The following is a 12,903-nucleotide window of genomic DNA, read 5'->3' as shown; positions in this document are numbered from 1 at the left end:
GGAACTAGCAGTGAGAGCTGGGTGAGGGGAAACCCGTTTAGTCTAATGCATCCCTAAATTCAGAGGCTAAGTTGATGGCGTAGATCCCGGCAGTTTGGGCAGGGCAGGCTCAATAGAGGCATGCTGTCCCACTGGTGGTCAGAGATTGGGGGCTAGAGATCTGGGGGAGTGAGGGGTCTGTGCGATCGCAATAAAAAGCGATGAAGGGCAAGGCCACAGGCTCCTTACTATCCTTCATCGCTTGAGTGATTTAATCAGTGCATTTAGCGACAGTTGGGTTAGTCAACCCGCTTTACGCCTCATCCAAAGCCGCGATTCCGGGCAGTTCCTTGCCCTCTAGCAGCTCTAGGCTTGCGCCGCCACCAGTGGAAATATGACTCATTTTTTCAGCCACACCGACCTTCTCAACCGCAGCCACAGAGTCGCCACCGCCGATAATCGTAATTACTCCTTGACCCGTCAGGTCAGCCAGAGTGTGGGCAACGGCCTCGGTGCCTTGAGCAAACTGGTCAAACTCAAACACCCCCATCGGGCCGTTCCAGATTGCCGATTTGCACTGAGACAGGGCATCTTGAAACACCTTAATAGAGTCTGGGCCAATGTCTAGACCCATCCAACCATCGGGGATGTTCTCGATGCTGACGGTTTGAGCATTGGCATCAGCTGCGAAGTTGTCTGCCACCACTACATCCGTAGGCAGCAGCAGGTCAACGCCCTTTTCCTTAGCCTTAACCTCTAGATGCTTCGCCAGTTCCAGCTTGTCCTCTTCTACCAAAGACTTGCCCACGTTCAGTCCACGGGCCTTGTAGAAGGTAAAGATCATGCCACCGCCAATCAGCAGCTTGTCCACCTTCTCCAGCAGCGTCTCAATCACGCCGATTTTGCTGGAAACCTTGGATCCACCCACAATAGCAGCCAGCGGACGCTGGGGATTTTCAATAGCGTTCTGGAGATACTGCAGCTCCTTTTCAATCAGGTAGCCAGCTACAGAGGGGCTCAGGTACTTGGTCACCCCTTCCGTTGAGGCATGCGCCCGGTGAGCCGTACCAAAGGCATCGTTGACATACAGATCGGCTACAGAGGCCAGCTGCTTGGCGAATTCGGGGTCGTTGGCCTCTTCCTCAGCGTGAAACCGGACGTTCTCCAGCAACGCCACCTGGCCATTCTGCATACCGTTGACAGCAGCAGCTACAGCATCTCCAACGCAGTCATCGCATTTAATGACCTCTTGCCCTAGCAGCTCAGACAGGCGTTGTGCCACCGGAGTCAGGCGCATGCTGTCAACGACCTTGCCTTTGGGCCGACCAAAGTGGCTGGTCAGAATCACCTTAGCGCCCTTACCAGTTAAGTCTTGGATTGTAGGCAGAGCTGCCCGGATCCGGGTGTCGTCGGTAATGTTGCCCTGATCATCTAAAGGCACGTTAAAGTCATTACGCACCAGCACCCGTTTACCGGCAACGTCAGAGGCCGATAAGCTTGCCACCGTTTTTTTCGCCACAGAAAAATACCTCCCAAAATCGTTTATTACGATATGCACAGCTCTTAAACAAAGCTGAGCAAACCTTGACTAACCTAGATCTCAGAGTCTGCGCCATGGACTCAGTCGGTGCTAGTTGGCTTTTGTAGTCTTAAAGGCCCAACACCGTCCTCATTTTACCGGAGACTGAGTTCCCCTTCGACGCCATGTTTAAGACAGTCTTGTTCCCTATCGATATGAGCCTCGAATCCCAGCAGGCAGCCACTCAAGTTGCCCAACTGGTCAAAGAAAATCAGAGCCGTCTGATCCTGCTCTCTGTAGTAGAACCTGTGGCAGAAGGTGCTCCTGTCCCCTCGGGTCAAGCTTCTCCAGAAGCGGTGGCCCAGCTATTAAACCAGGCCAAAGATAATTTTGCGGCCCAAGGCATTGCTACCGAAACCTTTGAACGGGAAGGTCAGCCTGCTTTCGTGATTTGCGATGTGGCTGATGAAATGGGGGTCGATTTGATTGTCATGGGCTGTCGTGGCGTCGGTCTGATTGAAGAGGTTCAGGATGAAAGTGTGACCACTCGGGTGATCAACCTCTCCCCCTGCCCTGTGCTGATCGTGCCTTAGAAGCCTTAGAATCTGAGGGTCTGTTGGTTCAAAGGCCCCCCATGAGCACTCCTGAAATTCAGTGGTATCCAGGCCACATTGCCAAAGCTGAAAGGGCGCTGGCCAACCAACTCAGCCGGGTCGATGTCATTCTGGAAGTGCGCGATGCCCGCATTCCCCTGGCTACTCGTTATCCCGGTATGGATCAGTGGATTGGGGAAAAAGCCAGTGTGCTAATCCTCAACCGGGTTGACATGATTACGACAGAGGCTAAAACTGCTTGGGATGCCTGGTTTAGGGCTCAAGGAGAAGTGCCCTACTTCACCAATGCCCAGCACGGTCAGGGCATCAATGCCGTTACCAAAGCGGCTCAGACTGCCGGAGCGGCGATGAATCAGCGCCGCCAGAATCGAGGTATGCTGCCTCGGCCCGTTAGGGCTGTGGTAATTGGCTTTCCGAATGTGGGTAAATCAGCCCTGATCAACCGACTGCTAAAGCGCAAGGCAGTTGCTAGCGCCCGTCGCGCCGGAGTTACCCGGCAGCTTCGGTGGGTTCGGATTTCGGGCGATCTCGATCTGCTCGATGCACCAGGCGTTATTCCCTCGCATCTAAACGATCAGCAGGCTGCGCTTAAACTGGCCATCTGTGATGATATTGGCGAAGCTGCCTACGATACTCAGCGGGTTGCAGCTGCCTTTATTGACCTGCTGCAGTCACTGCAGGAACAGCAAGGGCTGACTCTCTATAGTCAAGCGTTGTGCGATCGCTACAGTCTTGCCCCGGAAGATCTAACGGGTGAATCCTTTCTTGCCCTGCTGGCCGAAAAAAGCTTTCAGGAGGATGCGGAAAGGGCGGCCCGCCGCATTCTAGACGATTTTCGCACCGGTGCTCTAGGGCCTTTGCCTCTAGAATGGCCTCCCAGTTCAGTGCCTTCAGAGTGAATCTGCGATGAAATTTTCACTGGTAGTCAGCGATCTGTCTGGAGGCGGTGCCGTTCGGGCGTTTTTGCTGGCCCAGGTGCTCAGGCAGCTACAGCACGAGGTTGAGGTGATTGGCTTCCAGTTTGGCCCGGCCCTCTATGCCATTCCCCCTAAGGAAATTTCAGTCAAGGTCATTCCCGGATCACCCTACCCTGAGTTCTTCAAGGCTGTCTTCACCCTGCTCAAAGGCCTCAACAGCGACATTATCTATGCCGTCAAACCTAAACCCACCAGCTTTGGCGTAGCCCTGCTCAAGCGGTTGGGTAGCCGTTGCCCCGTTCTGCTAGACATGGATGATTGGGAAATGAGCTGGCATGGGGGCGATGATTGGCAGTACCGGCCTACTCCCCGGCAGCTGTATCGGCACCTGCTCAAGTCCAATGGAGAGCTGCGCCAGCCCGATCATCCGCTGTATGTACGGTGGATAGAGGGCTTAGTGTCCCGCGCCGATGCTCTGACCGTAGATACTCAGTTTTTGCAAAATCGCTTTGGCGGCGTTTATTTGCCCAACGGAAAAGATACCGACCTGTTTGATCCTCAGTTCTTTGATCCAGCGCTGAGCCGAGAGCGCTATGGGCTCAGCCCCTACAAAGTCTTGATGTTTCCCGGTGCGCCCAGACCTCACAAAGGCGTCGAAGACATCTTAATGGCGCTAGAGTCACTGCAAAATCCTCATTACCGGCTGGTGATCATTGGCGGCAGCCCCTACGACGACTACGATGCTCGCCTGCAGCAGCAGTGGGGCCGCTGGATTATTCAGCTGCCCCGACAGCCCATTGCCAAAATGCCCGAAATTGTAGCCGCCGCCCATGTCGTCGTTATACCGCAGCGAGACACATTGACTGCTCAGGCCCAATTTCCGCTGAAGCTGACCGATGGCATGGCTATGGCTAAACCCATCTTGTCTACTCAGGTGGGCGATATTCCTGAAATTTTGGCCAATACCGGCTATCTAGCTGCCCCTGGCTCACCCCAAGATCTGGCGCAGCAAATTCGCTATATTTTCGAGAATTTTGAAGAGGCTGAGCGCAAGGGGCAAATGGCGCGAGAGCGATGCCTCAAGCTGTATAGTGTTCACGCTATGGCGTCTACCTTAGAAAGGGTGATTGCCAATCTAGGGCAGCGTTAATTCTGGCGAAGTTCTGTCGATACTAGGTTAGGTGCGCCCCGACAGCCCTATAAAACCTTTTGTAGAGCCTGTGCGTGGATTTGGCCCAACTTCGCAGGGCGTTTAGGGTATTGTGAGGGGGGCAAAGGCGTTGCCTGACTAGAGAATTTGTAGGATGAAAAGTCTCGGCTACCCACCCAAGAGGGTCGAATGAGCCCATTGGCCGCTGTTAAGCAGTGATTCAGAAGCATCGCCTATGTCTCCTCAAGTCTCCATCGTTGTTACTTGCTACAACCAGGCTCACTGTTTAGATCAGGCAGTTACCAGCGTCTTAAACCAGTCATTTGCAGATTTAGAATGCCTGATCGTAGATGATGGCTCGACAGATGGAACCCGAGAAGTCGCTCAAGCTTGGGTAACTGCCGATCCTAGAGTGCAGTATTTCTATCAGGCGAATGGGGGCGTTTCCTCGGCCCGCAATTTGGGGTTTCAACAGGCTCGGGGGGAGTGGATCCAGTTTCTAGATGGGGATGATTGGATTCACGAGGACAAGATTCGCTTTCAGCTCAGCCACCTTGATGCTCTTGATCGCCCAGAAGATACTGTTTTTTACTCGGATTACGAGCGGGTGTTTTTGGATGAGAGCCATAACATCACTCGGCGCGAAAGCAAGACGGTAGGCCCGCTGAGTTGCGATCGCATTGTCCACCGTCTGCTCATTCCTGACTTTCTAGCAGATACCCCTTTCCCAACGCTGCAGCAGTGTCTGCTGATGCATCGCTCTGTTTTTGCTAAGAAGCACTTTGATGAGGCGCTGCGCGCTCTTCAGGATCGAGATTTTGCTATTGATCTGCTGCTGTCGGGAGTGCGCTTTGTCTACACGCCTATTCAAGGAGCCTACTACACTAAGCACAAATCCAATCGCACCAACGCCTGGTCCTATATGAAGGACTACTATCTGCTGCTCTACGAAACGGTCTACCGTAAGCATCCAGAGGTTCTGAAATCCAGCCAGCGGGGAGTCGAGTACCTTCTTGAAGAGGCTATGCGAGAGCAAGATACAGAACACTTTCACCGTCTGCTGAAAATTTCTCAATGTCCGGTGCGGCTGTTTCAGCCCAGCATTACTTTCGATCATGTATTACTTTTAAGGCTGTTCTTCTATCTCAAACCTCTAATTCCTAATCAGCTGCTATATCCAAGCTGTAGAGGGCCTCGTTCAGAAAGGGCTCTTAAAACAATGGCTAGATTCTTGAAGCTAGGCGGCCTATCTGAAGTCAGCTGACTATGTGTGAGTATTCTAGTTAATTAAATTTATATGTCTTCCCAAAAACTTCTCCTTAAATTTGCCTCAAGGCACCCTGTGCTAGTTGTGCTTTCAGCCCTACTGGGATTTTCGGGAGCTATTTTTAATGGCGTTAGTACGGCACTGGTAGTTCCCGTTATCTTTGGCTTTTTGGGGCAGGAGGGAGAATTTAGGGGAATGCCGCCCATTATTCAAAGAATTCTCTCGCTGTTTGACGGTATTCCTGAAGGGCAGCGCTTTGCGGCTATGCTGGGCCTTATTTTGCTTGCGATCGCACTCAAAAATTTGACGGCCTATATGGGCTCTTTAACCTCCAATCGGCTGTCGCAGGCGCTGACCAACTCGATTCGTAAGGATGGAATTCAGCTGCTGTTGGAGGTGGATATTGATTTTTATTCGAGCCATCGAATTGGCGATCTGATCAATACGCTAGGCACAGAAGCAGCCCGAACTTCTGAAGCAATTCGAACCGTTATTCAATTTTTTATCACGGCGATCACGATCCTAGTGTTTGTGGGTTTGCTGCTGGCGATTTCGTGGCAGCTGACCCTGGTTTCTACCGGATTGCTCTTTCTGGTCGCGTTAGCCAACCAGTATTTTGTCAGGCTGGCTCGCCAGCAGGGAGATGCCCTGTCAGCTAAATCTCGTGGATACTCGGTTGCTCTGTTAGAAATTCTCTCCGGCATTCGTCTGGTCAAAGCTACCGGCAACGAGTCAAAAGAATACGCTCACCTCAGCCGGTTGATTGAGGAGCGCGAACAAGTAGACTTATCGGCCCAAATGACGTTTGCAGCCATCGGCCCAATCAACGAAATGGCTGGTATTCTCACGGTTTTGGCTATCGTTGTTTTGGGTCGTTTTTTGTTTATCAATGAGCTAACGACGCTCTCGACGGTTTTGCTGACTTACCTGTTGGTGCTGTCTCGGCTGCTTCCCTTTGTCAGCCAGCTAAACACCTTGAGAAGTCGCTTTGCTGGCAGTACTCCTAGCGCTCAGATTGTGCACGATTTTCTCAATCGGCTTGATAAGCCTTTTATGAGCAATGGCACTCAGCTCTACAGCGGCCTAAACCATGAAGTTGTCTTTGATCAGGTCTCCTTCCAGTACCCAGGGCAGGCGGAATGGGTGCTAAAAGACGTCACCTTACGACTTCCCAAAGGAACGACGCTAGCTTTGGTAGGCGCTTCTGGGGCGGGCAAGTCAACTCTGGCAGATTTGCTGCCCCGCTTTTATGACTGCACTGAGGGCCAGATAACATTAGACGGCGTCGACCTGCAAGCCTATGATGTCAGCTCTCTGCGGCGGGCAATGGGCATCGTAAGTCAAGACACTTTTCTATTCAACGCTTCTGTTTACGACAACATTACCTATGGCTGCCATGAGGTGACCCATGAAGCGGTGGTGGGTGCGGTAAAACAGGCCAACGCTTATGAATTCATCATGAATCTGCCCCAGGGATTTGAAACGGCCATTGGCGATCGCGGCGTTATGCTCTCTGGCGGGCAGCGACAGCGCCTGGCCATTGCCCGAGCCCTGCTGAGAGATCCTGATATTCTAATCTTGGATGAGGCGACCAGCGCTCTAGATACGGTTTCTGAGCGGCTGGTGCAGCAGGCTATCGACAATATCAGTCGCGATCGCACTACCTTGGTCATTGCTCACCGCCTTTCGACCATTCAAAAGGCTGACCAAATTGCGGTGCTCAATCAAGGCCGAGTCGTCGAGGTCGGTACCCATGCCGATCTGCTAGACCAGGCAGGATATTACGCTCGGCTTTATGCCCTGCAGTTTAGCCAAAACTTGGAGCTGGCTCAGTCGGGTCAAGAAACAACATCTTTGCCCTCCTAAGCAGGCAGGGTTGGTTAGGGAGCTACCTCGTGAAACCACGGCACTACCTTTTCTATAGCGATCGCCTGTCATTGCAGCCAGATACCGCCCACGAAATTCACGACGTTCTGTGTGCAAACGCGGCTGCAAATTTAGGCTACTCAACTGTACTGACCTACCTTCAGCCTCAGTCCGGCCAGTTCAATCCGCTGGCCTGGCTGCATCCCTTCAAACCTCAAAAACCGGATCCAGAGTTTCTGGCTTTTTACAACGTTCAGCCCCGCCTGCAGGTGGCTCCGCTGCCCCTGCCCTGGTTTGCCCACCAGTCGACCAGTAAATGGACCCATCCCAGCACCCTGGTCTGTAAGTATTATTTTCCCTGGCATTTTCTCCGCACCACGCAGCTGGTGCACACGCGCAACTGGAACTTTGCCAAAGCTGCTGTGCAAAAGCAAGTTCCGGTCATTTTCGAGCTGCACTATTTCCGAAAAGATCCGCTAGAACCTGAAATCGTCAACAGCCCTTACCTTCAAGTAGCCATTACGCAGTCTGAATTGACGCGGGCCAGTTTGATTAAGCAAGGGATGCCTGAGGAAAAAGCGATCGCAATGCACAACGGCTTTGAAACCGTATTTCTCAAGCGCGAACCTGACCAAGCTGCTGACTGGCGGCGAGAACTTTTACAGGTAGGGCGGCAGCAGCTAGCGGTTTACTCTGGAGCGCTCTACCGATTCAAAGGCATTGATCTCTTGATCGAGGCGGCGCGGGAGTTGCCTCAAGTGCAGTTTGTCCTGACGGGGGGCACCCCGGAGCAGGTTGCGGCCTACCAAGATAAGGCCAAGCAGCGGCAGGCAAAGAATGTCACCTTTCTAGGCTGGGTGCTGCCTCGAGAAAGGCTGGTTAGTCTTTTGCAGGCTGCCGATGTGCTGGTGCACCCGCACTGTTCTGGCAAAGAGGCAGAATTTACCAATCCCGTTAAGTTCTTTCAGTACCTGGCCTCTGGCACCCCCATTGCGGCTACTGCCATTCCCCCGTTAAAGCCTTTTCAGCAGCCTCAGCTGGCAATGGCCTGGTGTGAGCCGGATGAGCCCATACAGTTCGCCCGCTGCCTGCAGCAGGTGCTGCAGCAATATCCACGCCAGAGCGCAGGCTACAGCCAAAATCGCCATTACAGCCAGCAGTTTTCTTGGGAAAATCGCATTGCTAATATCTTGCAGCAGGTCAAGCCCCAGTATCGTCCTCAGCCCAGCCAGCCGCCGTGGTCAGAGCTTGAGCTATCGCTTGACTAAGCCTATATTGACCGTTTTCTGCTCCTTCATTTAATTGGCAGCCTATGAATCGTCAGACTGTTGGCATGGTGAGCAGCTACGTCAATCTGCGGCCTAGCCCGAGCGATTGGATGTGGAACCAATCCCCCCATCCGTTTGGCGCGTGGCAGCAGATTCAGATGCAGTCTGGGGCAGCGCAGCCCGATTTTTTGCTGCTCTATCAGTTTGATTTTCCCAGACCCCAGCCCCCTCAATCCTGGCGCTCGCGCCTGCGGCAGCGGCTGCGCCCCCCTACTCCTCCCAGGGATCCGGCAGCTGAGTTTCGAGGGGTGCCCAAAGAACGGCTGATTTATTTACTGCGAGAGCCGCCGCTGCCAGAAGTCATTCCCACCGCTCAGGTCAACTATGCCCAGGCCCAGCAGTACTGTGGCTACGTCTCAGGCCCAGACGATTTAGCCCCAGTGCCTAACTACATGCCTGCGATCTGGTACCTCAGCACTTCCTTTCGAGAACTCAATGAGCTGCCTCCCCCTCAGAAGCTCCGGCAGTGCAGCTGGATTACCTCCGGCATTAGCCGCACTGCTAGCCATCGTCAGCGGCTAGACTTTTTGCGACAGCTACAGGCCCATGAAGTAGAGTTTGATCTCTATGGCCGCGATCTGCCTGACTGGGCCACAACTTCCGGCTCAGTCGGCAATAAGTGGAACGTCATGGCTCCCTACTACTACAATCTGGCCATTGAAAACTATGCGGAAAACGACTGGTATGCCAGCGAAAAGCTCTGGGATGCTCTGCTAGCCTGGTGCTTGCCGATTTATTATGGCGGCGGCGCGGCAGACAAGTTGCTGCCGCCGGGTAGTTTCCTTAGGCTGCCCAGCTTAGATGAAAAGGGCCTGCAGTATATCCAGGCCGTCACCGCTACGCCCGATGCCTGGTACGAGGCTCGATCTGCGATCGCAGAAGCCCGCCAGATCATCCTGCACCAGCTCAATCTGCTGAACTGGCTCTCAGACTACGTTGAGCAGTTTTCTTGAAACCCAGCAACTTCGCTATGGACGGCATCTGCACCCTCGCCAACGACTCTGTCTACGACCAGCTTGTCGCCCTGATCAACAGCATTGAGGCCAATGCCGGGCGGGACTTGCCGATCTGCATTTACCCCTACGATGACCGTCTAGATCGAGTGCGGCAGCTTGTGTCTGAACGGCCCCAGGTGCAGCTGTATTGCGATCGCACTTCCCTAGATCGGTGGGATAGCTTTGTTGAAGAGATCTGGGCGACCCACCCCACGGCCCAACAGCAGTGGCAGGCGATCGGCAGCCACGGCATTCATCGCCAGGGCACCCACCGTCGCTTTTGTGCCTTTGATGGCCCCTTCGATCGCTTCCTATATATGGATGCTGACACTGTGCTGCTCAGCTCAGTTGAGCCCATTTCTCAGGCATTAGAAACCTGCGACTGGGTGACTTATGATTACCAGCACAAAGACCTCACGCACGTCTTTACCGTAGCGGCTCCTCAGCTCAGCCAAATTTTTTCAGCCGAGCAGCTGCGCAGGCAGGCATTTTGCTCTGGCTTCTATGCTGCCAAAAGAGGCACGTTTAGCCCTGATCAGCTAGGGCCAATCTTGGGCTACCTACAGCAGGGAGAAGCCGCCGTGCTGTATCCGATGGCTCCGGATCAAACGATTTTGAACTACTTGGTGATGCGTACTGGGCTAGCCTCCTGCAACTTGGCGCTGAGTCTGTCTGTTGATCAGGCAACTGGCAACTCTATCACATCAACTCACTTCACAGTTGAAGCAGGGCAAGTCTACGACCGGGGTCATCCCTTGACCTATCTCCATTACATTGGGGTTTCGTCTCGGCTGTTTCGCCAGCTTTGTGCCGGGGAAAATGTCGATTTTCCTTACCGGGAGGTCTTTTTGCACTACCGCTACCTCCACGACCCGACCAGTCGCCCCCGCCTAATGGGCAGACTAAAACCGTATCAATCTGTGCCAGGTTGGCGGCGATACTTAAGCGCCCTTACCCGACAGCTTACTCTAGGAAAATCTTCAGGAACCCAGCGATGAAGCGCGGCATTTACATTACGGCCAACGATAAGGTGATCGATACTGCGATCGCATGCCTCAACAGCATTCGCCTGCACGACCCCGACACGCCCATCTGCCTAATTCCCTACGACGACAACTACCAGATCGTGGCGGCTCGGCTGCAGCAAGACTACGGAGTTGAGCTGTATCCCGACCTAGACTTTATCGAGCGCCTCTCGCAAAACCTGCACGATATTTTCGGCACCGGCTTCTTCGCCCGACCCAACCAGTTCCGCAAACAGGCCTGCTGGTTTGGCCCCTTCGAGCGCTTTCTCTATATTGATACCGATGTGGTCGTCTTCAGCCCCATCGTCAACACCCTCGATGCTCTCGACCAGTTTGACTTTCTCTGCTACGACTACCAGCACAACGGCGGCATTGAGAACGTATTTACCCCAAAAGTGTTGACAGAGGGGATCTTTACCGAGAACGAACTGCTAGACATCTTCAATGGCGGCTTTTGGGCCTCCAAGCGAGGGTTAATCCAGGAATCAGATCTCTACGAAACCTTCCGCGAATGTGCTGCCCACCCCGACTACTTCGACTTTTCTCAAAAAACGTCTGACCAGCCCATCATCAACTATCTGATCCTCAAGCGCATCTCGCGCCGCTTTAATCTGGTCAGACAGGCTGGCGGCGGCCCCGGAAACTGGGCCGGAACCCGTCATTTCCAATACGATGGCATGAAGCTCATCGATCCTAGCGTTGGCAAACCCCTAGACTACCTCCACTGGGCAGGCTTCCGCATTGCCCCGGGGTGCCCCTACTGGGATATCTGGGCCCACTACCGATACCTGAGGACTCCGGAGGAGCGCCCTTTAGAACCGGCTACGGCTGGGACTCAAGCCCCCTTCCTGCTGCGCCAGTTCAAGCGATCTTTCAGTAAACTCCGCCGCGGCTAACCCAGCGCGACTGGGATATCGCCGCAGGAGGGTCAAAAATTTAGTGGTGTCGAAGCTGCGCGGGTCCATCCGATTGCCCGATCGATCTACGATGCGGTGGGTGGTAATGCGGTTCTCAGGAATGGTTGTGCGCGCCAACAGCCAGGCCAGAGACTCATACTGTGCCTGGGTGTAGCCACTGTGGGTGCGACTATTGCCGCGACCATCCGAGGGTGTTTCCAGCGAGACGTGATAGGCAAAGTTATTGACCGAGGGCGGAAATTGGCGATTAGTCAGTACTGTCTCTGGTCCCTGCGGCCCGTTAAATACGGAGTTGCCTGCGCCAAAGGCCCGTTTTTCTGGCGGCACAATGTAGATCACGGTGCCATCTTGGGCAATCAGCGCATGGTAGCTGACCTGGTCGTCATCGCGCGGATGGGGTGTACGAAAGGTATTGATGGCGCTTTGAGCCGAGCCTACCGTTTCGTGAAGCACTGCAATAAAGTCGTTGTAAACAGGCCGACCATAAACGTCGGTGGCAAAGCGATCGCCGTAGTTAGTCGGATCGGCTAGAGCCGTTTCTTCCCGAGGGACGTAGTTGGGGGCTGACTGTGCGATCGCAGCCGCAAAGGTCACCTGAAAATCCGCTGGCCCTCCCGATTCGTCTGGTCTCAGCGCCTGCTCTGACGATTGCTTCATTACTGGCAGCCCGAACGAGCTCATCATAGATTCCAGGGGAACTGCCACATCCGCTCCCCGCACCGAAAATTCAAGGAATCCAACCAAAACCAGGCTCAGGAGGCCAATTAGCCACAATCGCTTAACCATAGGGGCCGCCCTTCAACTCCCAACATGACCATATATTTACGCTGTCTACGGAAAAACTTTAGCCTAGTTCTTCCGAAATGGCCCCTCTCTCTTCGGGGGATCTCCTACTGGTCTACTTAGCGCCAAGACTGCGCTTCCTACTTCTAAACTAACTTGCCCAACAGCTCTTCACGTCAGGGGACATCACCCCCCACCTATCAGTATCCATACTGAGACTGGTTCGAACACAGCCTCTACTCAGTTTCCATACTGAGACTGGTTCAAATGCAGCCCCTATGTGCCTTAGAGAACTTGCCAAGCTTGAAACCCCTTCAAGTTTTATCCTAGCTTTACTAGTTTCCTGGAATACTTTACGTCCCATAAACCATTAAATCCGTAGGCTTGGTTATCTTGAGTTAAGACGGGTTGAGAAAAATGAAGATGCTATTTACCGCGTAAGCCGGACGTCTCATAGAGAAGCTTTGTAACCAGATAGCTCAGTGTTCCAACGGAAAAGACAATCTACTTAATCAGCCAATTCCCGTCTTGGTTGTGTGTCGA

General features: G+C 53.5%; 11 protein-coding genes. 9 read left to right on the top strand and 2 right to left on the bottom strand.

Going from position 1 to position 12,903, the window contains the following annotated elements; genetic code table 11:
- Nucleotides 1–292: 292 nt before the first annotated feature.
- Nucleotides 293–1,498, bottom strand: coding sequence for a phosphoglycerate kinase (locus H6G13_RS25370; protein WP_190488114.1), 1,206 nt, complete (start codon nucleotides 1,496–1,498; stop codon nucleotides 293–295).
- 185 nt (nucleotides 1,499–1,683) lie between these two features.
- Between H6G13_RS25370 and H6G13_RS25365 the strand changes: the two genes are divergently transcribed.
- From H6G13_RS25365 to H6G13_RS25325, 9 genes are all read left to right on the top strand, one after another.
- Nucleotides 1,684–2,091, top strand: a complete 408-nt coding sequence (locus H6G13_RS25365; protein ID WP_190488112.1) for a universal stress protein — start codon at nucleotides 1,684–1,686, stop codon at nucleotides 2,089–2,091.
- 41 nt (nucleotides 2,092–2,132) lie between these two features.
- Nucleotides 2,133–3,011, top strand: coding sequence for a ribosome biogenesis GTPase YlqF (ylqF, locus tag H6G13_RS25360; protein ID WP_190488110.1), 879 nt, complete (start codon nucleotides 2,133–2,135; stop codon nucleotides 3,009–3,011).
- 7 nt (nucleotides 3,012–3,018) lie between these two features.
- On the top strand, nucleotides 3,019–4,179 hold the full coding sequence (locus H6G13_RS25355) for a glycosyltransferase family 4 protein (protein ID WP_190488109.1): 1,161 nt from the start codon (nucleotides 3,019–3,021) through the stop codon (nucleotides 4,177–4,179).
- Nucleotides 4,180–4,414: 235 nt separating this feature from the next.
- Nucleotides 4,415–5,443, top strand: a complete 1,029-nt coding sequence (locus tag H6G13_RS25350; protein WP_190488107.1) for a glycosyltransferase family 2 protein — start codon at nucleotides 4,415–4,417, stop codon at nucleotides 5,441–5,443.
- A 78-nt stretch (nucleotides 5,444–5,521) separates the two neighbouring features.
- Nucleotides 5,522–7,312, top strand: coding sequence for an ABC transporter ATP-binding protein (locus tag H6G13_RS25345; protein WP_347277530.1), 1,791 nt, complete (start codon nucleotides 5,522–5,524; stop codon nucleotides 7,310–7,312).
- A gap of 29 nt (nucleotides 7,313–7,341) precedes the next feature.
- A complete protein-coding gene (locus H6G13_RS29545; protein ID WP_190488103.1) occupies nucleotides 7,342–8,580 on the top strand; it encodes a glycosyltransferase in 1,239 nt (412 codons plus the stop codon).
- A gap of 44 nt (nucleotides 8,581–8,624) precedes the next feature.
- Nucleotides 8,625–9,593 carry a glycosyltransferase family 10 gene (locus tag H6G13_RS25335; protein ID WP_190488101.1) on the top strand — a complete coding sequence of 323 codons (969 nt, stop codon included), beginning with the start codon at nucleotides 8,625–8,627 and terminating at the stop codon, nucleotides 9,591–9,593.
- Entirely contained in the window at nucleotides 9,590–10,633 is a 1,044-nt protein-coding gene (locus H6G13_RS25330) for an Npun_R2821/Npun_R2822 family protein (RefSeq protein WP_242028512.1), read from the top strand. The genes H6G13_RS25335 and H6G13_RS25330 overlap by 4 nt, the downstream gene beginning before the upstream one ends.
- Nucleotides 10,630–11,556: an Npun_R2821/Npun_R2822 family protein gene (locus tag H6G13_RS25325; protein ID WP_199306725.1), complete on the top strand. Its 927-nt coding sequence runs from the start codon at nucleotides 10,630–10,632 to the stop codon at nucleotides 11,554–11,556. The genes H6G13_RS25330 and H6G13_RS25325 overlap by 4 nt, the downstream gene beginning before the upstream one ends.
- On the opposite strand, the gene H6G13_RS25320 is transcribed toward H6G13_RS25325, so the two are convergent.
- Entirely contained in the window at nucleotides 11,473–12,363 is an 891-nt protein-coding gene (locus tag H6G13_RS25320) for a peptidoglycan recognition family protein (RefSeq protein WP_190488098.1), read from the bottom strand. The genes H6G13_RS25325 and H6G13_RS25320 overlap by 84 nt on opposite strands.
- Between the last annotated feature and the right edge of the window lie 540 nt (nucleotides 12,364–12,903).

The sequence above is a fragment of the Pseudanabaena sp. FACHB-2040 genome, from assembly GCF_014696715.1.
Taxonomy (GTDB): Bacteria; Cyanobacteriota; Cyanobacteriia; order Phormidesmidales; family Phormidesmidaceae; genus JACVSF01.
The sequence above is the reverse complement of the archived record's forward strand: the minus strand, read 5'-3'. Positions and strand labels throughout refer to the sequence as shown.

Bases quoted from the DNA above. Each gene is read 5' to 3' on its own strand.
- H6G13_RS25365 (WP_190488112.1), top strand. From the start codon at position 1,684: ATGTTTAAGACAGTCTTGTTCCCTATCGATATGAGCCTCGAATCCCAG.
- ylqF (WP_190488110.1), top strand. From the start codon at position 2,133: ATGAGCACTCCTGAAATTCAGTGGTATCCAGGCCACATTGCCAAAGCT.
- H6G13_RS25355 (WP_190488109.1), top strand. From the start codon at position 3,019: ATGAAATTTTCACTGGTAGTCAGCGATCTGTCTGGAGGCGGTGCCGTT.
- H6G13_RS25350 (WP_190488107.1), top strand. From the start codon at position 4,415: ATGTCTCCTCAAGTCTCCATCGTTGTTACTTGCTACAACCAGGCTCAC.
- H6G13_RS25335 (WP_190488101.1), top strand. From the start codon at position 8,625: ATGAATCGTCAGACTGTTGGCATGGTGAGCAGCTACGTCAATCTGCGG.
- H6G13_RS25325 (WP_199306725.1), top strand. From the start codon at position 10,630: ATGAAGCGCGGCATTTACATTACGGCCAACGATAAGGTGATCGATACT.
- H6G13_RS25320 (WP_190488098.1), bottom strand. From the start codon at position 12,363: ATGGTTAAGCGATTGTGGCTAATTGGCCTCCTGAGCCTGGTTTTGGTT.